The 22386-nt window shown below is 40.5% G+C and carries 17 protein-coding genes; 7 read left to right on the forward strand and 10 right to left on the reverse strand.

All coding sequences use genetic code 11. The features are described 5' to 3' along the window. Positions 1–72: 72 nt before the first annotated feature. Together G608_RS20255 and G608_RS0106855 are read right to left on the reverse strand one after the other, a co-directional pair. Complete coding sequence (locus G608_RS20255; protein WP_051208966.1) at positions 73–387, reverse strand: hypothetical protein; 315 nt, start codon at positions 385–387, stop codon at positions 73–75. A 156-nt stretch (positions 388–543) separates the two neighbouring features. Continuing rightward, complete coding sequence (locus G608_RS0106855) at positions 544–834, reverse strand: hypothetical protein (RefSeq protein WP_026495408.1); 291 nt, start codon at positions 832–834, stop codon at positions 544–546. Positions 835–1812: 978 nt separating this feature from the next. Between G608_RS0106855 and G608_RS0106860 the strand changes: the two genes are divergently transcribed. The 7 genes from G608_RS0106860 (at position 1813) to G608_RS0106890 (ending at position 8984) form a co-directional block, all read left to right on the forward strand. Continuing rightward, a complete protein-coding gene (locus tag G608_RS0106860) occupies positions 1813–2160 on the forward strand; it encodes a hypothetical protein (RefSeq protein ID WP_026495409.1) in 348 nt (115 codons plus the stop codon). A gap of 145 nt (positions 2161–2305) precedes the next feature. Next, positions 2306–2635 (forward strand): hypothetical protein, encoded by a 330-nt coding sequence (locus G608_RS0106865; protein WP_026495410.1) that lies wholly within the window; start codon positions 2306–2308, stop codon positions 2633–2635. A gap of 608 nt (positions 2636–3243) precedes the next feature. Further along, positions 3244–4344: a plasmid recombination protein gene (locus G608_RS0106870; protein ID WP_026495411.1), complete on the forward strand. Its 1101-nt coding sequence runs from the start codon at positions 3244–3246 to the stop codon at positions 4342–4344. Then, on the forward strand, positions 4338–6014 hold the full coding sequence (locus G608_RS0106875; protein ID WP_026495412.1) for a type IV secretory system conjugative DNA transfer family protein: 1677 nt from the start codon (positions 4338–4340) through the stop codon (positions 6012–6014). Before G608_RS0106870 ends, G608_RS0106875 begins: the two co-directional genes overlap by 7 nt. 456 nt (positions 6015–6470) lie before the next feature. Next, the gene (locus G608_RS0106880) at positions 6471–6653 is read left to right on the forward strand and encodes a hypothetical protein (RefSeq protein WP_026495413.1); all 183 of its coding nucleotides are present in this window, start codon (positions 6471–6473) and stop codon (positions 6651–6653) included. Continuing rightward, on the forward strand, positions 6643–7329 hold the full coding sequence (locus G608_RS0106885; RefSeq protein ID WP_026495414.1) for a recombinase family protein: 687 nt from the start codon (positions 6643–6645) through the stop codon (positions 7327–7329). The genes G608_RS0106880 and G608_RS0106885 overlap by 11 nt, the downstream gene beginning before the upstream one ends. Then, entirely contained in the window at positions 7326–8984 is a 1659-nt protein-coding gene (locus G608_RS0106890) for a recombinase family protein (protein WP_026495415.1), read from the forward strand. Before G608_RS0106885 ends, G608_RS0106890 begins: the two co-directional genes overlap by 4 nt. Here G608_RS0106890 and G608_RS20260 read toward each other — a convergent pair. From G608_RS20260 to G608_RS0106930, 8 genes are all read right to left on the reverse strand, one after another. Then, positions 8950–9843: a CpaF family protein gene (locus G608_RS20260; protein WP_051208968.1), complete on the reverse strand. Its 894-nt coding sequence runs from the start codon at positions 9841–9843 to the stop codon at positions 8950–8952. The two genes, G608_RS0106890 and G608_RS20260, sit on opposite strands and share 35 nt — an antisense overlap. Beyond that, a complete protein-coding gene (locus tag G608_RS0106900) occupies positions 9833–10828 on the reverse strand; it encodes a hypothetical protein (RefSeq protein WP_026495416.1) in 996 nt (331 codons plus the stop codon). The genes G608_RS20260 and G608_RS0106900 overlap by 11 nt, the downstream gene beginning before the upstream one ends. A gap of 12 nt (positions 10829–10840) precedes the next feature. Next, positions 10841–11269: a prepilin peptidase gene (locus G608_RS0106905; RefSeq protein ID WP_026495417.1), complete on the reverse strand. Its 429-nt coding sequence runs from the start codon at positions 11267–11269 to the stop codon at positions 10841–10843. A 402-nt stretch (positions 11270–11671) separates the two neighbouring features. Next, entirely contained in the window at positions 11672–12148 is a 477-nt protein-coding gene (locus G608_RS0106910; RefSeq protein ID WP_026495418.1) for a flagellar export chaperone FliS, read from the reverse strand. A gap of 39 nt (positions 12149–12187) precedes the next feature. After that, on the reverse strand, positions 12188–13888 hold the full coding sequence (locus G608_RS22330; protein WP_051208970.1) for a flagellin N-terminal helical domain-containing protein: 1701 nt from the start codon (positions 13886–13888) through the stop codon (positions 12188–12190). Positions 13889–13919: 31 nt separating this feature from the next. Beyond that, positions 13920–17015: a DUF6240 domain-containing protein gene (locus G608_RS0106920; RefSeq protein WP_155833239.1), complete on the reverse strand. Its 3096-nt coding sequence runs from the start codon at positions 17013–17015 to the stop codon at positions 13920–13922. Between the two features lie 97 nt (positions 17016–17112). Beyond that, positions 17113–19152: a 1,4-alpha-glucan branching protein GlgB gene (gene glgB, locus G608_RS20275; protein ID WP_081677337.1), complete on the reverse strand. Its 2040-nt coding sequence runs from the start codon at positions 19150–19152 to the stop codon at positions 17113–17115. 85 nt (positions 19153–19237) lie between these two features. After that, positions 19238–22351: a tetratricopeptide repeat protein gene (locus tag G608_RS0106930; RefSeq protein ID WP_026495420.1), complete on the reverse strand. Its 3114-nt coding sequence runs from the start codon at positions 22349–22351 to the stop codon at positions 19238–19240. Between the last annotated feature and the right edge of the window lie 35 nt (positions 22352–22386).

The raw sequence follows: 22386 nt of genomic DNA on the forward strand, positions 1-22386 counted from the left end.
TTTCCTCTGCCTATTTCAAAATAAAAGCCCTCGAACTGGGATAGTAAAAATAGAGCTGTTGTCATTTCTCTATCAGTTGCTGGAAGTTTTTTTAGACTCTTCCTGCTGGTTAATATTCATCCCCCAAAGAGATATAAGCTCTGGAAGAATTTCATAAATAGAAAATGTTGAGAACTGATCAAGCCATTCGTCAGGTGAACTAAACTTCTTATCAGGATCACCCTGCTTAGCAAATACATAGGCCAGGTTCTCAAACAGCTCCAATGAAAACATATCCAGGTCTTCTTCGCCGCTTTTATCGATATCCTTCTCAAGCTTTGAAAGGTCCTTAAATATATCCCTTCCAAACAGATTGCGATAGATTCTTGGCGTAGCTGCACTGGCCATAAATATTACATCTCTCCAACTTTAAAATTCAGTTTTCTCTACTGCGGGAAAAGGCATGGAAAAACGGGCACGGCGCAAGCCGGGGTGCATGGGGGTTTTTCCATAAAAAAAGCCGAAGCATCTGCTCCGGCTGATTTCTGAAAAAGAACCAAGGGATTAACCCTCGGTCTTTGACAGGAAGTTTGCGCTGATATTTGTAATCTTGTTATTGAGCGCGTTAACCATATCGACAAGGCAGTTACAGTCCTCTGTCACCACGGCCTTCATCAATTTATAAAGATAAATTCTGTGTCCTTTCTGCGTAAGATCCCACTTGAAGGTAACCTCGGCATCAGATGGGAATTCCTTTGCCCAGTCATTAAGAAGCAGGTTATCAAGGTCAGTAGCCTCCAGGATTACTGTATTCTCCTTGCTGTCATATGTTGCTGAATTGATTGTAACGTACATAGTGTTTCTCCTTTCATGAGACGAGTTGATTGTTTTCTGCAGCCTCGCTGCGTGGCACATACAGTACGAAGTGAGGCGTGGATTCAAGGATGCCGTGGCACTTGCAAGGATTTTTTTAGCATGGCGTTAAGAAAAAATCCGCCGTCCTTGAAATCCATAACAGCGGAACGAAGTACAGTGCCAAAACGCAAGAGGTGCATAAAACACAACGAGCATGAAAGATCAGAAACACTTTACGTTAAAATCAGTCATGCAACATACAGCAAGGGACATACAGTAACCCGCTACTGACATCCTGCTTCGACCGGGCAAAGGAATCTCCATAGCAGAGGTTAACAGTGGGATCAAAATGACACGGAATTTATTAAATTGATGCCGTGGTGGGACTGTTGGCAAGATATGGTTACCGCGCTCAACAAGATTACATACAAGCAGACTTCATAAAGACCGTGGGTTAAGCACTTATCAATATGGAAATCTTAACGGAGCAGATGCTTCGGCTTGTCCCCCTTGAGGGGGCATGGGGGTGATCGTTTCATTCCCTGTCATGCCGCATCATTAAGGCTGTCTTGGTGACAGCCAGCGGCATGTGGTCTGGGAGCTCGGGCAGACCTGCGAAGCTGCTGGGAATGGTACAATTATAAGATGGCAGCGCGGAGAAAAAGCATTAGTGATAGTCCGCATGTATATTATAAAAATCTATTAAAAATATGAGCCGGTTCACCGCCATAAAAAATGCATTTTTAATGAGCCTCAATTGTGTAAATCATATATTAACTGCATCCTGCATTTATAAATATTTGTTTGATATTTCCTATTGCTGTAGAATGCACCATTTCCTATAATATACATATTATTTTTGTTTATGGTGAGACGGTAAGAACTGCCTCGGGAAAATCCTGTTAGCACAGGTATCCCGGGGCTTTTTTTGTCCTTTTTTATATCTCATGTAAACATGCATGGAAGGAGGTGAACAATATGCTGTTATTAGAGAGTTATGGGCTTTATAGTATGCCACTGCATCACAGAGTCCGTAATAAATTCATCATCTGCTATCGGAAAATAAAAAAGAGAATCGACCGCATCTTTAGATTGGGCACTAAGAAGTACATCAATCCACACATCTATGATGAATCGTATCTTTGGTGCTGGCGGTTACTTATTGAGTCATACAATCTGGACAGAGAAATGACACAAATTGGTGCTAAAAAGATAGCAATGATTCTTACATTGGACAGGCAGTATGATCTCTTTAGTGAGAAAAAACTCAACCGTCTGGTAAAAAAATTTGGCACCAAATATGGTGTCCCAAAAGAAGAAAACTAAAAAATGCCAGGCCAGAATGCTGCAACATTTTGGCCCGGCATCAGTATGATATTCAGCTGTAAAGAGCTTAACCATCCATTAGCAGGTTTATTATAGCTCTTTGCTGACATTCATTGCAAAAATCATGAAGCGAGGAGGTTTATATATGAGCAAAAAAAATATGAGCATAAGTGCTCAGATAGAATCATTGGAAGAGGAGTTATCAAGACTCCGTTCTTTAGAAAACATGTCCCTTAAAATGCTTGATCAGCTGCTCAAATCCAATTATGGATTGGGAAATAATGAGCTAAAAAATATGCTGGAATTTGGAACAAAAAATGATGTTTTTGAAGGAAAAATCAGCAAGTATTTTAATCTCAAAAATGCTACAGAAAAGGACACGTTCATCAGTATTATGTGCAATGAAGCAAGCAGAAAATACTATAAAGAAATGCTTCAGAAAATCCCTAAAAATACTCATAACGTAGATCAATGAAAGCAGGGTAAACGCATCTTTGAAGATGCGTTGAAGGGGCGCAGCCCATTACATTTACAAGGGCTAAATGCCTGCAGTAAATGTGGCAAGGGTGTAATTAAAACACGACCATCGGGAGAGTGTTTTAATTACGTAGGGAGTGCAACTCCCTGCAGTTGCGGAATAGCGGAATGTATCAACAAATGCAGGCATATTTTTAGTACGTTCTACGTACTAAAAATATTGCCAAATGAGTTGTTACATGAAGCTATGTAGCAACTGGCGGAAGGGGGTTAGTGCTTCGCTTGGGGGAACCTGCAAAGGGTCCCCCGGTAAGAACAAATAACCCGTAGGGCGTGAAGGGTTCGGAGAACACGTAGCGGGGGAACTTGTTCCCCTTATTTGTAAGGGCAAAGTAGAAATCAGCATCTGCGGATATGCTGTCAAAAGCGTCTTTGCATGAGCACTGAAAAATGCAAAGACGCTTTTGACAATCTTTTTCATCACGATATTGGGAGCATTTATCCGAGCTAGGTAGCAAGGATAAATCGACCTTTATCAGTGATGAAAAAACCGCAGATACTGATTGGAATTTTGTCCTTAATAACATTACAGGAAGGAGACATTTTTTGGAATTCTTAAAATATAAAACAGATAGCGAAATTGTTGCACACATCAAGCATGATATTCGCGCTCTTGAATCATACGGCAATGAGGACATTGATTCCTCGTTATCCCATAAGAATTACAACCTTGTTGATAGAGGGAAAACTGTCGAAGAAATAAATCAATACAGAAAAGATTTCGAAGCAAGCTGCTTCAAATATAACCGCAAAGGTCTAGTTCGTTCCATGGAGCTAATTTTTCATAAACCTGTAGATACTCCACCCGAACAAGAGGCGATATTTTTTAGGGCTTGCATGGACTGGTATGTTTCAGAGTATTTAGGCGGATGTTCAGACGCAGTATACGGAGCCACATGCCACGTTGATGAAAGAAAGTATGTAAATGAAGTTGATACCATAACTGGAGAAACAAAAAAACTCTTAGTGAGCAAAAACCATCTACATCTTTCAGTAATCCCAATCATCCCGGCTGGTTCAAAACATCCTGAATATAAGTATCGTCTCTGTGCAGACCAACTTACAAAAAGAGCCGTCCTTAAATCCATGGGACCTTCACTTCAGGCGTTCCTCAAAAAAAGAGGAATAGACGGTACTGTTTATAACCCCAATTCTGAATCCGGAAAGATAATAAAGCTTTCTGTTAAACAGCTGAAAGAGATAACGAATAAAACCGGTATTGTCATAAAGAAATCTCTTACTGTGGATCAACTTGCTGATATACTTCGCGAAAATCAGCAAGTAAAAATACATGATAAGAAGCTGGTGCAGTCATTAAAAAAAGCTTATCACAAAATCGAGATTCAGTCTCAAGAACTATCTAGAATTGGAATCTTAGAGGAACAGCTAAGCCAAGCAAAATCTGTTATCAGTGCTCTCAATAGTAATATTGCCATTTCTAACGAGAGGAATCATACTCTGACAGCAGAAAACAATCGTCTGACATCAGAGTTGCAAGAAAAGAATACAGCCATTCTTGATCTTGAAAAAGCTCTACGCATTAAGGAACAAAGTGTTGATCACACTAATAATGGATGGGGAAGTTCAGGCTCATGGGGAAATGATAATTCTTGGAGCCAAAAACAGGAGGAAGAATATACATGGTAACAGAAAAGAGATTTTCCATTTTTACAGATATTATTCTGTATTATCACATTTTATTTTTTGTGTTATATGGTGCTGTTTTGTTTCAAATCAGATACGTTCCATATATTCTGCTAACAAAACAGATGGGAACCGCCGACATGATGGTCACATTCATTCCCATTATAAGCACGATTCGAAAGGCAATCCGGTACCTGACGCAGCTCCTGATTCTTTTCTCATGGCTGATTCCATTTTTTCTAACTCTGAAAGCTAAATACTATATGCAATCTACTGGAAGAACATTTATGGAATATATTCAAGATATGCGTAGTAGTAAACCATATTTTCACCTTATTTCTTACTTTAAAAAAAATCTAGAAGGAAGAATAAAAAAAACAGATCTGCCTCAGATTCCATGGCGAAAGTCTTCAGGTTTTGTATATGGAAAAATAGATGATAAGTATCTACTTACATTTGATCCCTTCAAAGATAGAAATGGCATCGTATCAGCTATATGGGGCGCCCCCTCTACAGGAAAATCCGCCGGGGTAATAATTCCATCGAGTCGTACCTGGGGCATGAAACATGGCAAGCAACTGGGCAGCACATGCTTACTTGATCTTAAAGGAGAAATTTATGACGCCAACAAAGGCTTTCGCAAAATAAAAAGATTTTCTACCATACATCCAGAAGAATCTTATAAATTTGATCCTCTTATTAATGCAAGGTCAATGGATGATGATGAACGCGCAGAGTTCCTAAATGGCCTTTCTAGTATTCTTATCCCGTATGGTTCTTCTGGAAGTGAAAATGAATATTTCGTGAATACAGCCAGAACATGCTTTATTGCGATTTTTCTCTATTGTCTTCATAAGGATCCTGACATCAGCTTTCCTGACATATGCAAAAAAATAGCATTAGGCAGTTATAAAAAGTGGGGAGCCATTATTGAATCTGACAATTATGAGCCTTCTCTTATCTACATTAACAGTCTGAAAGATGAGAATGAAAAAAATGCCGGTTCTGGTTACAGCAAGCTCGTAGAGCCTTTACGTATTTATACAACTCGTACTCTTTCGTATCTACTTGGAAACGATGGTGAAATGATTACTCCTTCTGATCTCGAACACTGTACAGATATCTACATTCAGATAGATCCGAAAAAACTTCGAGAAGAACATGGACCGGTTGCCTCCATGTTGTTCGAATGCCTAATACGAGCAACCATGAATCGCAAAGAGCATGCCAATCCACCAATAGCCTTCATTCTTGACGAATTTGGGCAATTACCTGTCATTCCTATACTCCTGCAGGCTGCAGCTCTTCTACGTTCCTACAATGTATCCATTCTCCTAAGTTGTCAGTCTTTAGCTATGATAGATCAGCATTATGGAACCAATGATCGAAAAGCTCTGATGGATTGTATCAAAATACATGGATTCCTGTCTGTAAGTGATGTTGAAACCCGCCGATGGGTAACAGAAAAAATCGGCAAAAAGCGTGTTCTTAACTTCAGTAGAACTAGTAGCACAAATAGTAATGATACCAGTAATCATGGCATCACTGCTTGTGAAGGCGAGGAAGATGTTATTGCTCCCAGAGATTTAGAACAGCTCCCTTATAAGGATCAGATACTTATTGACTATGCCGGAAAATATGTTCTTGCAGAAAAGACATATTACTTCAAATAAGTTACATGATTAAAATATAAATCCGGTTTACGAAAGCAACGGCATATTGTAGGCTTTTTGAGGCAGGGATCTCTAAAAGATTTCCCTGCCTCTTGTGCATAATATCATGCGTCAAACCTATTTCCGCTTTCGTCATACATAATTCCTTTCTGATCTACTGTAAGCAGGTAGGAATGATACAATAAAAAAGAAATCTAAAATTACAGTGTTTGAAACACGCTTAACCACTAGCTTATAAGTATAGTCAAAAAAAATATGATCTCCCCCTTGTTAAGGCTCTGCGCCTTGCAATACACTACTTAATGATTTGACTATAGTAGATCTCTTAGATGGATTCCATCTAGATGTTACACGAAAATTATGTTCTCAGTCTATTAAGATATGAAAAGCGCTAAATAAATGGACTAGAGTACATTCTCTACATAAATACCAGTTTAGCTGGTAAGAGGTACAAACATGGAGACTAACAATATAACCATGTCGTTAGAGATCCTGCTTTTGAATGATCTGCTCCAAACGGGTGTAATAGATGATTCAATTTATGACAGGGTTTCTTATAAAATCCAAAAAGACATGAAAGAACAAAACGTTAACAATATAGCTGATCATATGCTTCATGGAGGTTCTTATGACGTCTAAGCGTGCAGCGATCTATCATTTCACCGATGGACTTCGACTTAAAAGTATATGTGATAATGAGATCGCCCGTATTAAAGAATATGCAGCTTCTAAAGGATACGATGATGTCGATGTATTCTGTGACGTTCGTACATCAAGAGAAGAACACGAAGTATTGGACGAACTGATTCAAAAGCGAAATCAGTATTCTGCTGTCTTTGCACGAGATTACTTTCACTACAACAAATACATTTTGAAAGTGAAAGAAATGCTACGCATGTTTGATGAAGATGATATTCATGTTTACACAAAAGATGATCTTCCTTTATCGTTCTCAAGTAATGCACCTTTTTCAGAGAATCTGAATGTCATATCATATTGTTGTCATTGGACGAAGCATTCTGATCCCAATGATCTTAAGCTAAAGAATGATATCCTACGACACTTTGTGAAAAATGAGACCAACTGGAATCTACTGACTCAGATTTCTGAAGAAGAGCGAAAAGGGCACGCTGGAATTCAGCCAGGACTATCCCATCTGTTGGAAATGAAGGACAGCTATCATATCATCTTGGTTGATAGCATCTCTTCTATCCATTGGCGGACACACAATTTCTGTGAGAAAAGAGGGCTTCTGGAAAAAGATATATTCTCACTGAGAGAAGGGTTTATTAAATTTGAAAGGAACCAAGTATGAGTTACGCAAGTGAAATACATAGGAAAATAAATAATTGTGAAGATCCTCTGAATGCCGTGATCTACGCAAGAGTCTCGACCGAAAATGATTCTCAGAAAGAATCCTGTGGTCATCAGGTTGCTCTGGCTGAAGCATTTTTATCCAAACACCCTAATATCAGGCTTTTAGAGACATATGTTGATGATGGCATCACTGCAGTCCTTGCCAACAATCGGCCTCAATATAAGCTCATGAGACAGCGCATTGCAAAAGGGGATGTCGACATAATCATCACAAAAGCATTATCAAGACTTAACAGGAATCAGTCAAATGCTCTTTCTTTGCGTGATCTTCTCATAGAACATGAAACTACTGTTTTTACATTGGAAGATAACCACCTCAATGACTTTGAAGACATGAACTGTGATATGATGCACAGTGTCCAATCAGTAATGAATGAACATTATTCACGCAGTCTCAGCGCAAGTCTTCACCGATATAATGATGTTCGATATAACAGTAAAGAACTAGCTGCAAGGAATATCACATTTGGTTACGGTTGGAATAAGGATGCAAAAGACGTCTTTATAAAGGAGGAAGAAGCCGAGATTATTAAGTGGCTTTTCAAGCATTACGTCTATCAGAATGAGACACCTGCATCTTTACGTAGAGCACTTAAAGCTAAGGGGATTTCTGTATGTGAGCGTACTGTTATAAATTACATCACCGATGAGAGATACATCGGTAAGTTCTACATTAACAAATGGGGCAGCAAATTCCGTCCTGGGAGAGGCGCCAAAAAATTCAAAAATGATAAGATCGACTGGGTTCTCGTCGAACGTCCTGATCTTCAGATAATAGACGAGCAACTGTTTGAATTAGCCCAACGTATCCGGCAGGCCAGGATATCAATTAATAATATTCCAACTTCTAAGGAAGCGACCCAAGCCAGATTTCGCGGAAAATATAAGTTCAGTAACAAGATATTCTGTCCTGAATGTGGTAAGGCATACCATTTTGACTATGCCGACGTACACAAGACGATACCAATCTACCGCATAAGAAGTCACTCAAATTGTACAAACAAGAATAATAGGATAGATGAAGAAGTTATTGAAGATATAACCCGACAGGCACTTAAGCATACTTACAAAAATAAGGAATCAATAATCTCTATTTTTGAAAGCGAAATAGCTAAAGTAGTAAAAGAATCTCAGAATAATGTTTCAGAGGTTCAAAATCTGAAGAAAAAGAAAAGTACTTACGAAAAGAAATTTAATAACTTGATGGATTTTCTATCAGAAGGTGGACTTTCTGTGCAGGCAAAAGCTTCCATCAAGGATAAGCTGAATGCCATCACTTGCGAAATAGACGACCTTGACAGAATGATTGAAGCCAGTGAGAATAGTGTCTTAGATGAATCATATGTCGAAGAAAAACTGATTGCCATCAGAGAAGCTCTCAACGAATTATGTGAGTTTACAGTTATAGACCGGAGCCGTATTCTAAATTACGTAGATAGAATCGAGATTCCTTCCGATGGTACAGTTGAAATTTGTTTTAAAACGGGGCATTTAATAATGTTCGACAGTGCAAAAACATGTTATAATCCTATTGAATCTAATTCTAATTCTAATTCAGTCAAGATGTGTACAAAACATGGCCGGTATTCATAGCCTGCAGCATATCTACACATTCCTCGCCGCGGACTTCACCTACAACTATTCGGGTTGGTCTCATACGAAGCGATGACTTTATCAGGTCCCTAATTGTGATTTCTTTACAGCCATCTACATTGGCGTTTCTTGTTTCAAGGCGCACCAGATTAGGGACATGTAAAATCTGTAATTCTGCATTGTCCTCAATTGTGATAACTCTGTCATCACTGGGTATACTGTCTGATAAAGCATTTAGGAATGTGGTCTTACCGGATCCGGTACCACCTGAGATAAAAATATTATAACCTGCTGCCACAAGAGTACTCAGAAAGCCGGCAAGTTCTGCGGGGATTGAGCCTATCTCTATAAGCCTGTCCATCGTTATCGGATTGTCCGGGAACCTTCTTATAGTCAATATCGGTCCGTTTAATGCGATGGGGCTGAGAACTATGTTCACTCGTGATCCGTTCTCCAGCCTGGCATCCGCCAAGGGGCTTGCCTCGTTGACAACCCTGTTGCATTTACTGACAATCTGCTGGATCACGTCCTCAAGCTTTTCTTTTGACTCAAACCGCAGGTCATATCTGAATAATCTTCCGTCCTTCTCCACAAAGATGTTGTCTGTTCCGTTCACCATTATTTCCGTGACAGAAGGATCATCCACCAGGATCTGGAGAACATCCAGCTTTCTTATGGAATAAAAAAGTTCCTTTCGAAGCCTTAGCTTTTCCTCCATAGATATTCCTTTTGATCTGCAGGCCTTGAGGATATTCCTGTCTATTCGATCAAGCATTTCCTCATCATCCACATCTCTGGAAAAATCCATCTCCGAGAGAATACTTTCCTGTATGCTCTTTTTTAATTCTTCATGTTCCATCAGTCTGCACTCCTATGCGGCTTTCTCTGATATGCCTGTAAAGATTACCCTTACTCTCTGAAGCATCCTCATAGATTATTCTGCCCTCGTTCATCCCTTCAAGCTCAGATAATTCCTTATTGAAATTCTTTATCCGCTCCTTTGCTGCAGCATCCTTTGCGCTTAGAATGACAATCTTGTCACATATTTTCAGCACATCAGTAAGTCCTGAAAAGCTCTCTGCAAAGTCAAGGATTATATAATCAAATCCTCCTGCCTTCTGAAGAAGGCTAATAAGCTTATGGTATTCATTTGCGCATAAATCTCTGACTGAAGAATGATCAGAAGGCAGATAACACAGCTTCTTATATTTTTTTCTTATTCTCTCAAGATATATTGAAAATCTCTCTTCATCGCATTCCGCGTAATACATAAGATCGCATATATTCTCGCAGGGCTCCTCTGTTCTGATTTCTGAAATACTACTTAGAGAATCATTACAGATATAGAGTACATTTCCGTGCTCTGAGAGACTAACAGCCAGATCAAATGCTGCTCTTGACTGATCTATTCCTCTGACGGGTGTATAAAATGCTATAAGCTTTATCTGAGTAGTTGCTGTTAACGACAATCTACCCGGCAATAACTCCGGCATCTCAAGGCACATGGAAAGTATGCTGTCTGCTACCCTCTCACTGCTTTGATACTTCCCGGTATGTCGAATGTTTAAATTACTTTCATCTCCGAATGCTGCCTCGCTTTCTGATAGCACACCCTGCCTCTCATCAAGAATCAGAATATTTTTAAAACCTTCAATAACATTGTTATTAAATAGTTTTTCAGAAATAACAAGAAGCGCATTTTTCTTATGGGCAAATTCCTTAAGCTTGGTATTCTCGGTAAAGCTTACTATTTCAAAAGGTATACTCAGTGCTTCTCTGAGGAAGCTATCCATTTTCTTGCAATACCTGCTATCAGGATCGCAGATAACCAGTGTGTTTTTCATCGTAGTCTCCTATTAAAAGCTTAGTAAAAGGCTCGTTTTTGTGATAAGCAGGACACTTATAAGCACCGGCAGCGCAAAATGGATTGTCTGGTTGATGCTTCTATACTTTATAGCCTTCAGTATTCCCAAAAATGCCGCAATTACAAAAGAGCATATTATTACCGCTATTATCTCTTCGTAGCCAAGAAACATGGCCGTAACAGCTAAAAGCTTTAAATCACCGCCTCCAAGGCCTCCGATTATATAGACCGGCAGAAGGCATATAAGCGTGATAATCGCTCTTAAAAGCTTCATGTAAAAAGGATCCTGGGATTGCCCAAAGAATGACAAAAGGGTTCCTACCACTGCTCCAAAAAGAAGCCAATAGTTTAAAATCTTGTGTCTGTAAATGTCAGTAAATGCTGATCCTGACAACAAACAGTACAAAACAGGTATTTCCATTGTTTATCCTTTCATTATTTGAAAAATTATACGAATCGGTATAAGGAAATTAAGAATTGTCACCAGGCTTAAGTGAAAATACGGCTTCGCGAATGCTTTTGGGGAAATGCTTTTAGGGGGGATTAGATTAGGTATAGTAGAAGGTGCTTGGCGAGTGCCAGCCGATCATTTTCACTTTGCTGATGTTTGACAACGAAAGCGATAATATCAGCTGGCCGGCCTGATGTCAAAATGGTAATTTTCTAACATAAAACAAATATTAAGTTTTTATGAAGATGATTTTTTTCAATAAAAAAGCCGGACATGATCTGAGATTCAAACCTATGTCCGGCTGTTTTTATTATTTTTTATCGTACAAATATCTTTTCTTAAGGTTTTTTGAAATTTACAGCTGAAAAAAGATTACGCCATAAATCCTCTTGATGTGACATTGCCCAAAACACTCTCACTAAGGGTTCCTCTGCCATAAGTAAGTCCTGCATATACCTTAGGGACATTTGTCATTACTGCACTTTCAGCATCTTTTTTTTCAAGCTCTATGTATGCCGCCCTTAAACTCTCGAAGGTCTTCACCACATGCGAAAGCCTTTCTTCATTCATTTTCACGGTGCATGAAATCAATGTTCTCTTTTCAAAAAGATATAGCTCAAGCAGTGTTCTTCCAAGCTCATAGCTTATGTTCAGAGAATGAATGAGTTCATCTATACAGCTCATTGCACGATACATGGATTCTGTATACATATTCTCGTCATCTTCTTCGTAAGCCTTTTTTGCATCATCGATATAATCAAGCACCATCTCATATAAAATGGTTATCATCTGAGTTTTGTTGGCCATCGTAATGCGTCTGGTGTAGGTCTGTATTTTTTCACGTGTCATAAGAGTCCCTCCTGACTGGTGCGAAATTCACTGTAACTATTACTGCAGGAGCTGAAGCACCTGTGAAGGTCTCTCATTAGCCTGTGCAAGCATGGTTGTTCCTGCCTGGGAAAGAACCTGCTGTGTTGAGTATACTGTCATCTCTTCTGCCATATCTACATCCATAAGTCTTGAATAAGCGGCAGTCATATTTTCGTTGGTAACGTTGATATTGCTGACTGTATGCTCCAGTCTGTTCTGATAAGCACCAAGTCTGCTTCGTATATCAGATACCTTCTGAATGGCATTTTTTATATCTTCTATGGCCTGATCTGCACCGGTATGAGGCGCCATCTTATAGCGCTTGTCTGCATAAGCCTTGATTTCATCAAGTTTTTCATTATAAGAGGCAAGCGGAGCTGCTCTAAGTACATCATAATACGCAATGGTGTCGGCAATCTGAGTGTTTCTGTTCTGATTTGCTGCATCTATCTGTGCTGCAATAGTGGGATCCATGGGAGTAGTGCTGGCTCCCGGATCTGCCATGTATGTTGCAATAAGCTCATCGGCCGCCTTATTTATCTCTCGAACCTTTTTCTCCTCGGCGGTGTCATAGATATAGGTCTGCTCACGATACTCCTTTTTTGCTTCAATTATTGCTCTGGCATCCTCTATGTTAAAGAAGTAATAATCCTCATTTTCACCGGCTTCCTTATTTTCATTAATCCTTTCCAAATCAAGATCATAGTAGGTCATGTCTATAATCTCGTTTTTCTCAGTAAATGAAAGGATATTGTTGGATACATTATTTACATAATCAACAAAATCAAGGAGATCATCCTTATATGTGCGGCTGACATCAGTATATTCCAAGCCAAGATTGGAAAGAGTAATCTTTGGAACTCTGATATCAAGTGTCTGACCTTCATTTGCTCCAATCTGCATAGTCATGGCACCTTTTCCTGTCAGCTCAAAATCGATTTTTTCGCCAACAAGCTTTCTGTTTACCTTAACCTCTATCTCTCTGCCGTCTCTTGTAGCTACCTTAAGCAGATCTCCATCAACTGTGACGGTTGCATCAGCCATATATGTGATGGTCTCACTTCCGCCCTGAGAAGTGATAACCCTGGATACATCAACATTTAACGAATCCACATAATGCGGATACTTAACATTGTCAATTTCCTCTACTTCAAAAAGTCTTACTTTGCCTGTTGCTTCGTCATATTCAGCATTTATTCCCTCAAAGTAGTAGTTTCCACCATCCACAAAATCGCTGTAGCTGTTAACTGTAATTGCAGGATCAGTTCTGTTATTTACGGTTGCATAGCCCTTAAGATCAAAGGAACCATCCAGAAGGCTTTGTCCGTTAAATTGGGTAGCCTCAGATATTCTGGTTATCTCCGCCTTAAGCTGACTTATTTCATCCTGAATAATATCCAGATCGCTCTCACTGTTTGTTCCGTTTGCAGCCTGAATAGACAGCTCATTCATTCTCTGGAGGATATCGTGTACCTCCGACAATGTGCCGTCTGCTGTCTGTATTACTGATATTCCGTCCCCCGAATTGCCACCTGCAACCGTAAGGCCCTTTATCTGTGCATTCATTCTTCTGGAAATTGCAAGACCTGAAGGATTATCCTTTGCATTTGCAATCTTAAGACCACTGGATAGCCTTTCGATTGAAGCTGCCAGCTTGTTATCGTTCGAAACAAGTGCATTGTTTGCGATCATTGCGGAAATGTTGTAGTTAACTTGCATGTGATGGACCTCCTACTGCATGCGTCACGCCTTAAAGTGCATGAACAAATATCGCTGCCATCCTTAGCAACTGTCTGTTATCGGAAAATCCTTTTTCCGCGCCTCGTACCACGCTACCTGCTTCGCTTCTGTGATACATAATACTTATGTTACTTTCTTTTATATCTAATTCACTATCCGGTAAATCAGCCTCTTTAACGAACCTGCTCCTTAGCTCTGTCATATACTCTATGACATCTTCAGATTGAGTAAGAGAAGATGCAAATGCACCCTTAAGCTCACCATTCTCGATGGTTACTGCCATCGATATTCTTCCATAAAAGCCGCTTTCCACGCTGGCTTCCATCTTAGAGCCCTCATTATCACTGTCCTTTAAGGTTACGTGCATGGATACTGTTCTTCCATCCACCTCGACAGGTATCTCAAAGCTTCCCCGATCTGCCATCTTTACTGCCACGGTTATCTGCTTTTGCATAAGCTGAATAGCCTTAACATCGATAAAAGATGCAGTACCTGACTCCTGTGTCAGCATATCATCAAGACTTTCCGAAAGCTCTTCAAGCTGCTCTTCATAGAACTGCTTAAATTCAATACCGCCTGCCAGCTCGTCTAAAATTTCTGCTTCCTTTTCCTTAAATGAAAGATCGGAAATTCTTTCTGCCTGATTAAATAGTCCGTTCCTTCCTCTCCTTCCGGCTCTCAGGTTAATAAGTGCTTCAAGATTTGATACGTTCACTTCAATTTCATTTCTTATAAGCTCTTCTGCAACATCTGTGTCATCAGCCATATCTACGATGGCTCTGATTCTGCGGGATTCCTCTGAATAATAAGCTTTTTCTGTTTCTATGGCTGCCGAATCTTCCTGCGTCATAGCAAGCTCATCTGCCAGCTTATCCAGGAGGGTATCCTCCTTGGGTTTAGCTTTATTCAGCTTCTCGGGATCAAGATTCTGATAAACAATATCAGCCTTTTCACTGTAATATAAAAATGCTGTTTCTATTTGGCTGTCTATGGCCTTTGTAATCCTTTCACCTGCATCTATGCCGGAAAAGTTTTCATCAAGCTTATAATCAAGACCTCTTTTTTCTGCCTTCAGTGTCCTTGTAGCACTGAGAAGATTTTCAAGAGTCATAGGAGCTCCGGTTTCAAGAACCGTTCCTATTGCTGCATTGTCAGTCTTTTTCAATGTATGGAAAAGTCTGTAAATACCAATGTAGCTTTCTTTCTCCTCAGGAGATATTTCGGCATTTTTCTCCAGTTTATAAAGGAACTTCGCATATTTTTCCTCTCTGCCCGATCTGTCCTTATCTCCGTCTGAGAGATTATTGGAAAGCTCATCCAAAGTCATATTTAAAGGATTCTTTCCTTCTCTAATCATATTCAGTACTGCCTGAGGTTTAAGCTTATCTATGGCATTTATAAGCTTTTCATCGACAGTTCGAACCTTCTCGATGTTTTCAGGAGATATCTCCATGCGGTTATATCCAAGTATTCTTACAACTCTCCTGTTTTCATCATTTAAGTCTTCCTTAAGATCAGTTAAAATATCATCGACATTCCTGAAGGCTTTCTTTATATTATCTCCAAGGTCTGCTCTAACCTGTGTTCCAACTGCTTCATAGGTTGCACCGGCCTTTTCGTATCTAAGCTTTAGCCTATAGCCGGACTCAATAATTGCGTCAAGGCTGTCATTTTTCTCAGGATCTATTCTGCCTACAAGAGCCAGAGGATACGTTCTGAATTCGTTTAGTTTATTTTCTGTGGTATCAAAAAGTCTCAGTTTCTCTGCACATTCTTTTCCCGTAATATCAGGAGTGCTGCCAAAAATACTTTTTCCTATTTCTTCTATTTCATTATTAAGGCTTGTTATGAGCTCCTCCATGGGTGCAGTATCTATTGAAAAGCCCTTATCTATCAGGCGAAGATTCGCTGTAACAGACATGGAAAGTCTTACTTCCTCAAGCTGCTTTCTTGCAGTAAGGAAATTAACATCCTGATTTTTTACAGGCTCACTTATTTGACTTTGCTGACCCTTTTCTTCATGGACATCAAACAGGGTCTTGAGATTTATCTTTTCGCCTCTTTTTACTGCTTCCTCTATATCGACATCTGTAATAAGCCTTGTCTTTTTATTTATAGCGACTGCCTTTTCAAGATGGTTTTCTTCTCCTGTAACAGTGCCTGCTGCCGCTGTATTCTTGTTGGCTATGGATTTTACAGCACTGTCTACTATAGCTTCCACGCTCATCGGAAGCTTTATGTTCGACAGCTCATCTGCCTTTTTTAGATTGTCCGTTGTAAGCGGTATGGACTGTTCAACCATCCACTTTGCAAGCTTTTCGTTTTCCGGTGTTGTCTCAAGTCCGGCTTCTTCAATTATTCTTGCTGCCTGATCTCTTAATGAGTCCCATTCGATCTTATCTGCTTTCTGGGCATAATATCCCCCCGCTTCAAGTGCTATAAGGCCGCGGCTTTTTGCATTTTGTCCATTTGTGGCATGCTCTGCCATGTAGATATTATCCATGGTCGCAGTAAGGTTGTTTGTAACCATGAATTTAACAGCGCCTTCGGAAAGAGAGTCTATTTCAGACATCTGCCTTACGGTCTCGGTCACTTCCTTAACATTTTCTTTTGTAACAGGGATATCATTTTTATGAAAAGTTGATACTATCTGGTTTGCAAGTCCTTCACTTCCGGTGATTTTTTTGAGCTCGCCGGCAGAAAGGTCATCAGTATATCCGATAATCTCTTCTCCTGACTGTGCGAGAACCGCCTTTATCTTATCAAGTATTGTTACTGTCTCATCTGAAGAGGTCTGTGAAAAATCAAAGCCCTCCTCCGCAGCCTTGGCGTAGTCTTCGGGAGATAAGGTATTTGCCATTACTGACATGTAATTATGGCGAATGGACATTTCTGTATTTTGCGCCTGTGCCATTATGTCATTTTGTGTCTTTGTGCCTTCTCCGTATGCATCATTACTAAACAGACTGCTGCCTAAGTCAACAACTGCTGCGCTCTGAGATTTAGTTACCTTCTGATTATTAAACTGAAAGCCTGCTTCCATGCTGACTGCTTTTTTATCAAAATCGGATTCCGTTCCTGACAATGCATTTATACTTATGTTCATATATCCTCCGAATGCAGGTCCATAAAAAGTAAAAAAGGTGACAGACATAATCCATCACCTTTTATTTCGGAATAATTATTTAATTTCTAAAGAACCGTTATTTCTTCTTTTTTGTAGCAGTCTTTGCTGCCGGCTTTTTTGCCGGTGCTTTTTTAGCAGGAGCCTTCTTTACAGGCTTTTCTTCCTTTCTATCCTCTACCTTTACTTCCTTTTTGGGTTCAGGCTTGGCATCAGGATTCTGGAAAACAAAAAGCTCTGCGCCATAGGGCGGAAGTGTCAAAGTAATACTGTAATCCTTGTAGTCACAAAGACCGGGCTCTGCCTTGATCTTATCCGGAACGCCACTACCGCAGCCTGCATATTTCTTATCAGCGCTGTCCAAAATGTGTTTATAAACGCCCTCGAATGGAACACCAACCTTGTAATTCTGAATCTCCATAGGAGTAAAGTTAATTACGAAAAGAACATTATCCCTTCCATTGCTGGCTCTTCTGTAAAAACTGAAAACACTGTGGTCCGAATCATCTGCATTGATCCACTCAAATCCACCCCAGTCATTATCAACCTCGTACAGTGCAGGATATTTCCTGTAAATCTCAAGAAGGTCTCTTACAAAATCCTTCATTCCGCGATTTAAATCCTCTGCAAGGAGGAACCAGTCAAGCTCTCTTTTTTCGCTCCACTCACGCTCCTGGCCAAAATCCTGTCCCATGAAAAGAAGCTTTTTACCGCTGTGTCCAAACATATATGCATATCCGGCGCGAAGGTTAGCATACTTATCTACCTTATATCCGGGCATCTTCTCAAGCATTGAGCACTTAAGGTGTACAACCTCATCATGTGAAAGAGGAAGGATATAGTTCTCTGCATTGTTATAGCTCATTGCAAAGGTCATCATATGATGGGCACCTTTTCTGAAATACGGATCAAGCTTCATATATTCACAGAAATCATGCATCCATCCCATATTCCACTTAAATGTAAAGTTGAGACCATCCTCTTCAACAGGTGCTGTAATCTTAGGCCATGCTGTTGATTCCTCTGCGATCATCATTACCTGAGGATAGGTTCCTCTTATTACGCTGTTAAGGTGCTTGAAGAATTCGATAGCTTCGTAGTTTTTATTTCCGCCGTCTTTATTGGGAACCCACTGACCATCTCTCTTACCATAGTCAAGATAGAGCATGGAGGCTACGGCATCTACTCTGAGTCCGTCAATGTGGAACTCCTTTATCCAGAAAAGAGCATTTGCAATAAGGAAATTCTTAACCTCATGCTTTCCAAGATTGAAAATCTTGGTACCCCAGTCAGGATGCTCTCCCTTTCTCGGATCCGGATCTTCATAAATACAGGTTCCGTCGAAGCAGCTAAGACCGAATTCATCAGGACAGAAATGTGCGGGAACCCAGTCAAGAATGACACCGATGTTGTTTTTATGAAGAAGGTTAACAAGATACATAAAATCCGTAGGCTCGCCGTAGCGCGCTGTAGGTGCATAGTAGCCTGTTACCTGATATCCCCATGATCCGTCAAAAGGATGCTCGGCGATTCCGATAAGCTCTATATGTGTATATTTCATCTCCTTGAGATATTCGACGATTCTGTCTGCGAACTGCCTGTAATTATAGAATCCGTCTTCTGTTCCGTCAGGATGCTTCATCCATGAACCGATATGGCACTCATAAATTGCAACAGGCTCTTTATTAATGTCCTTGCCCTTTATGGAGTCAAACCATTTTTCGTCGCTCCACTTAAATTTGGACAGATCTGTTGTTCTTGAAGCATTACCCGGGCGAAGCTCGGCATAGTTAGCATATGGATCAGCTTTGTACAGCTTCCTTCCATCCTGAGTGTAAATCAGATATTTATATAACTCACCTGTTCCAACTCCAGGAATAAATAACTGGTAGATACCCATATTTCCCATGCGCTGCATAGGATACATGTCCTCATCCCATCCATTGAAAGAGCCGATAACATGGACAGCTGCTGCATTTGGAGCCCAAACAGCAAAGAACATTCCTTTGACTCCGTTCTCTTCAGAAACATGTGCACCAAGCTTTTTATAAATATCGTAATGTGTTCCCTGACCGAAGAGATATTCATCCGCTTCGGAGATAAAAACTGTCTGACCCATATATAATTTCCCCTTGATAAGTTTATTTGTTTTACATTATAGCACAAAAAAAGGACAGACCACATTAATGGCTGTCCTTTTTGAATTAATGAAGGAAATCTTTTTCTCTAAGAATGATCATGTCATCCTCATCGAAACGCTTTCTGAAGATAACATCCACAACGTGACCAACAGAAGCTTTATCTGCGTAGTAGATAGCATCATCTACCATTTCCTTAACCTCAGAAACAGTAACCTCATGATCTACGGTCTGACGTTCACTGATTTTCTGATGCAGTGCAAGGATTCCCAGGTTATCTATTACATGCTCCTTTTCAAGTGCATACTGCTTAGCATAAGAAACAAGAGAATCGTCATCAAGGGCTTCAATATCAACACGTACATTAAAGCACTTCTTAAGATCCGGATATTTATCAAGAAGTCTGTCTATATCATCCTTCGTATCCTCTATGATAACAATATAGCCTTTATTCTCTATCTGGAGCTGCTTGAGAATTGTAGCTACCGTATCCTCCTTAAGATCTGCTGCCCTTCTGATGATAAGAGCACCATTTACAATCTTTTCAAAGATGGTACTTACGGATTTCTTATTCAGCGTTATAGCGCTGATCATTGCAACCTTACCTGAGAAGTTTGAATCTGTAGCCTGTACTGCTTTGATAAGTCCCTTTGCAAGGCTTACCGTTCCTGCACCCTCTTCACCTGTTACAATGGCATTGTTGGTATATGCTGCCATACTGAGATTATCGATGGCTTCAATAATCTGCTTTCTGGACTTGCGATGCTGAATATAGGGTCCAAAGAGCTCTTTTTCTTCGGGAGTCATGACTCTGACTCTTGTTTCGAGGGCTTTGTCCTCCTTTTCGTCAGTATCATCTTCCCCTGCCTTCACCTTAACTCTTTCTTTAGGTGCAGGTTCTTCCTCTTTTGAGGGTTCTTCATCGATCTCAGCAGTTTTCTCTTCTTCTACTTCTTCTGAAGCTTCTGTGTCTTCAGTCTCTTTTGCTTCAGCTAAAGTGTCATCCTCCTGATCCTGCCGACTTTCGGATTCTGCTTCCTCAAGCTCACTTACTGCTTTCTCTACTTCAGCGCTTTCTATCTCAGTGGTTTCCCCAAGATCCACCTCGGCTGCATCCACATCTGCTTCCGCTGTATAAACAAGCTCATGAAGTCCGTTGTCCTGTACAGTATCCTCGTAGCTTTCCTCTTCCGGATATTCACCCTCGTCAATATCCTCATCATCAGGATAATCTTCCATGAGTTCTTCTTCGTTATAGAATTCTTCCTCCTCCGGAAGTTCCTCAGGCTCTGTTTCTTCAGGCACATCCTCCTGCTCGGAGATAGTATTGGCAAATTCCAGATCTTCGCCTGTTATCTGTACCATGGACTGGGTGTTCTGCAAATCCTCCATGGGAACAATATCCTGGCTGCTTTCGGGTTCCTCGGGCTCGGGCATAAGGACCTCTTTTATCTGAGGCTCTTCTGCTTCTTCCATCTCTTCTTCCAAGAGAGGTTTTGCTGCCGTCTCATCAAAATCCTTAAAGAGCTCACCGGTTTCGGATGCCACCAGCTTTTTAACATTGTCGAGCTGCTGCTTTTGCTGATCCTTCTTGTAGCTTTCCCAGTCGCTCATAAAGTCACCGATACTGATCTGACCGGTAATCTGCTGTTCAACCTGCTTCTGCTCATCGATAGCCATACTGATCTGACCATCATATTCCTGAGAGAGCATCTTATCAAAATGGTTATTTACCTGATAGCGTACATTAGGCTTTATTACTGCACCGGGAACTTCATCCTGAAGTGGTTCATCAGTGAAAACCGCTCCCTTATAAAGTGCATGCTCATTTAGTGTAGCTGCCGCAATGTTAGCTACTATCTCTTTATCTTTAAGCTCGTCTGCAAGAGACGTCTTTATAATTGGTGTACTCTCTGTCTGCGCTGTCGGCTCAGAATAAGGCTGTTTATCCTCGTAGAATACCTCTGACATGGATGGAGCAGACTGGATGTCAATGGTGTCTGTAGTATCATACATCTCACCTGCATCATCGGCTTCCGGCTCATCATGTACTACCTTAGGCCCGTTGGCATCAGCAAAAAGCGCAGCTTCAGGGCTGTCTATCAATACCTCTTTAAGATTCTCTGCGATCTCCTTTTGAAGATCCACGGTATTATAATCACCTACATTAACGGTAGGAACCTCATATTCGGGTCTTGCCTCTACAGTATCCTGTATCTGCTGAACCTCTTCGGCGCCCCATAACTGAGTTTCCTGATTATAAACACTATCAGATGTATCGCTTGGCTGCTGCTCAACATATTCAACTGTATTACCAATTATCTGAGTTGGACTGTCATTTATGTCATTCTCCTGAGAATACTCCTGTACATTCTGGTAATTCTCAGAAACGGCCTCGTTTACTTCATCTGTTTTCATCTCAGCCGTATCCGCTTTAGCAAGGTCACCTGCTTCAAAATCTTCCGGAACCTGCGGAAGCTCCTTGGTAGGTGTCTTAGAACCTTCCTGAACATCGCGGCCAATTGCAGGCGAAGGCATCTCAGGAGCACTAATCGTGCCACCGGTTGCAGCTTTATACTGTGCATAAACTGCCTTCTGTTCAGGCGAAAGGGGCTCATGAAGTGCCTTAAGCTCGAGAGCCTTTATTACATATCTGCCCTCTCTCATATAAAGGAAAAGCTCATCACATTCTTCTATACATTCAGTTGTAAGACCGACTCTGTGGTAAAGATATGCCAGTTCGTAGGCCCACTTCTCGTTGTAATCGTGCTTTTTATATTCCTCAAGAACAGCTATACGTTCCTCTAGGCTGACTTCCTGCGCTTCATAAAGCTTGTACTGCAATATGTACCTGGCAGTATTTCTGGGCGCAAGTCTTACAAATTCTTTATAATATTCAACAGCCTGGACAAATTCGCCCATGGCAATAGCGAGTTCACACAGGGAGTAAACTATCTCTCTTCGTGTAGGACTCCTGTCATATGCAAGAAGCAGAATATCTCTACTCTCCTCCAGCCTTCTGTTTACTTTGTACAGATCACTTATAGCACAAAGCATACCGACACTCTTAACCCTCTTCCAGTCAATTGTGTCGGCTATCTTAACGGCATCAGCATAACGCTGTGCTTTTATTAGCGATTTAATCTCCTCAGCTCTGATTTTGTATTCTGTTTTATCCAAAATATTGCCCTCTAAAACTTTTTCATACTATATCT

It is taken from the genome of Butyrivibrio sp. WCD3002, from assembly GCF_000424265.1.
Classification (GTDB): Bacteria; Bacillota; Clostridia; order Lachnospirales; family Lachnospiraceae; genus Butyrivibrio.

Excerpts from the sequence above, each read along its gene's own strand:
- G608_RS0106865 (WP_026495410.1), top strand. The coding sequence starts at position 2,306 with ATGAGCAAAAAAAATATGAGCATAAGTGCTCAGATAGAATCATTGGAA.
- G608_RS20255 (WP_051208966.1), bottom strand. The coding sequence starts at position 387 with ATGGCCAGTGCAGCTACGCCAAGAATCTATCGCAATCTGTTTGGAAGG.
- G608_RS0106890 (WP_026495415.1), top strand. The coding sequence starts at position 7,326 with ATGAGTTACGCAAGTGAAATACATAGGAAAATAAATAATTGTGAAGAT.
- G608_RS0106920 (WP_155833239.1), bottom strand. The coding sequence starts at position 17,015 with ATGAACATAAGTATAAATGCATTGTCAGGAACGGAATCCGATTTTGAT.
- G608_RS0106880 (WP_026495413.1), top strand. The coding sequence starts at position 6,471 with ATGGAGACTAACAATATAACCATGTCGTTAGAGATCCTGCTTTTGAAT.
- G608_RS0106885 (WP_026495414.1), top strand. The coding sequence starts at position 6,643 with ATGACGTCTAAGCGTGCAGCGATCTATCATTTCACCGATGGACTTCGA.
- glgB (WP_081677337.1), bottom strand. The coding sequence starts at position 19,152 with ATGGGTCAGACAGTTTTTATCTCCGAAGCGGATGAATATCTCTTCGGT.
- G608_RS0106875 (WP_026495412.1), top strand. The coding sequence starts at position 4,338 with ATGGTAACAGAAAAGAGATTTTCCATTTTTACAGATATTATTCTGTAT.
- G608_RS0106855 (WP_026495408.1), bottom strand. The coding sequence starts at position 834 with ATGTACGTTACAATCAATTCAGCAACATATGACAGCAAGGAGAATACA.
- G608_RS20260 (WP_051208968.1), bottom strand. The coding sequence starts at position 9,843 with ATGGAACATGAAGAATTAAAAAAGAGCATACAGGAAAGTATTCTCTCG.
- G608_RS22330 (WP_051208970.1), bottom strand. The coding sequence starts at position 13,888 with ATGCAAGTTAACTACAACATTTCCGCAATGATCGCAAACAATGCACTT.
- G608_RS0106900 (WP_026495416.1), bottom strand. The coding sequence starts at position 10,828 with ATGAAAAACACACTGGTTATCTGCGATCCTGATAGCAGGTATTGCAAG.
- G608_RS0106860 (WP_026495409.1), top strand. The coding sequence starts at position 1,813 with ATGCTGTTATTAGAGAGTTATGGGCTTTATAGTATGCCACTGCATCAC.
- G608_RS0106905 (WP_026495417.1), bottom strand. The coding sequence starts at position 11,269 with ATGGAAATACCTGTTTTGTACTGTTTGTTGTCAGGATCAGCATTTACT.
- G608_RS0106910 (WP_026495418.1), bottom strand. The coding sequence starts at position 12,148 with ATGACACGTGAAAAAATACAGACCTACACCAGACGCATTACGATGGCC.